Annotated in this window: 1 protein-coding gene and 1 pseudogene; both read right to left on the reverse strand. The window is 65.9% G+C overall.

The genetic code is table 11. The annotated features are described in order from the left end of the window. Positions 1-1055 (reverse strand): alpha-amylase family glycosyl hydrolase (locus ACIBJF_RS53335; RefSeq protein ID WP_399185107.1); only part of this gene is annotated, 1055 nt, incomplete at its 3' end. Further along, a pseudogene (locus ACIBJF_RS53340) lies at positions 1052-1688 on the reverse strand (alpha-1,4-glucan--maltose-1-phosphate maltosyltransferase); the annotation flags it as partial. The gene ACIBJF_RS53335 and the pseudogene ACIBJF_RS53340, both read right to left, overlap by 4 nt.

A 1688-nucleotide genomic window follows, 5' to 3' on the forward strand; every position in this document is an offset into this window, starting at 1 on the left:
TCTTTCGCGTACTCGGCCCACATGTAGTCGCGCTCTTCGTCGGTGACCATCTCCAGGGTCAGCTCGTCGTGGTTGCGCAGGAAGATGCCCCACTGACAGCCGGAGGGGATGGCCGGCGTCTTGGCGAGGATCTCGGAGACGGGGTAGCGGGACTCGCGGCGTACGGCCATGAAGATGCGCGGCATGACCGGGAAGTGGAAGGCCATGTGGCACTCGTCGCCGCCGGAGCCGTAGTCGCCGAAGTAGTCGACGACGTCCTCCGGCCACTGGTTGGCCTCCGCCAGCAGCACCTTGTCGGGGTACTGGGTGTCGATCTCCTTGCGCACCCGCTTCAGGAACTCGTGGGTCGCCGGCAGGTTCTCGCAGTTGGTGCCCTCCTGCTGGTACAGGTACGGCACCGCGTCCAGCCGGAACCCGTCGATGCCGAGATCCAGCCAGAACTTCAGTGCGGAGATCATCTCCTCCTGCACCGCCGGGTTCTCGTAGTTGAGGTCCGGCTGGTGCGAGAAGAAGCGGTGCCAGTAGTACTGCTTGCGTACGGGGTCGTACGTCCAGTTGGAGGCCTCGGTGTCGACGAAGATGATCCGGGCGTCCTGGAACTGCTTGTCGTCGTCGGCCCATACGTAGTAGTCCCCGTACGGACCGTCCGGATCCCGCCTCGACTCCTGGAACCACGGGTGCTGGTCGCTGGTGTGGTTCATGACGAAGTCGATGATCACGCGCATGCCGCGCTGGTGGGCGGCGTCCACGAACTCCACGAAGTCGGCGAGGTCACCGAAGTCCGGCAGGACGGCGGTGTAGTCGGAGACGTCGTAACCGCCGTCCCGAAGAGGTGACTTGAAGAACGGCGGCAGCCACAGACAGTCGACCCCCAGCCACTGCAGATAGTCGAGCTTGGCGGTCAGACCCTTCAGGTCGCCGATGCCGTCGCCGTTGCTGTCCTGGAAGGAGCGGACCAGGACCTCGTAGAAGACGGCGCGTTTGAACCACTCCGGGTCCCGGTCCTTGGCTGGAGTGTCCTCGAAGGTGTCCGGAACGGGCTCATTGACGATCATATTGTGGGTGACCCCCCGATCTGCGGGTTGGACGGTCGCAGGACGGTGAAGACATGCGCGGGCCTATGACCCGGTTCGAGGCGCACATAGTTGGCCCTGCCCCAGTAGTAGGTCTCGCCGGTGAGCTCGTCGCGCACCGGCACGGACTCGTGCCAGTCCAGGCCGAGTTGCGGCATGTCCAACGAGACCGTGGCCTCCTGGGTGTCGTGGGGGTCGAGGTTTGCGACCACCAGAACCGTGTTCGATCCGCTCCGCTTCGAGTACGCGATCACCGCGTCCTTGTCGACGTGGTGGAAGCGGAGGTCGCGCAGCTGGTGCAGGGCCGGGCTGCGGCGCCGGATGTCGTTGAGCTTGGTGATGAGGGGCGCGATGGTGCGGCCCTCACGCGCGGCCGCCTCCCAGTCCCGTCGCTTGAGCTGGTACTTCTCCGAGTCGAGGTACTCCTCGCTGCCCTCCCTGAGCGGGGTGTTCTCGCACAGTTCGTAGCCGCTGTAGATGCCCCAGGCGGGGGAGAGGGTCGCGGCGAGCACGGCCCGCGCCTCGAAGGCGGGGCGGCCGCCGTGCTGGAGGTAGGCGTGCAGGATGTCCGGGGTGTTGGCGAAGAGGTTCGGCCGCATGTAGGCCGCCGCCTCG

This window comes from Streptomyces sp. NPDC050743 (assembly GCF_044456925.1).
Classification (GTDB): Bacteria; Actinomycetota; Actinomycetes; order Streptomycetales; family Streptomycetaceae; genus Streptomyces.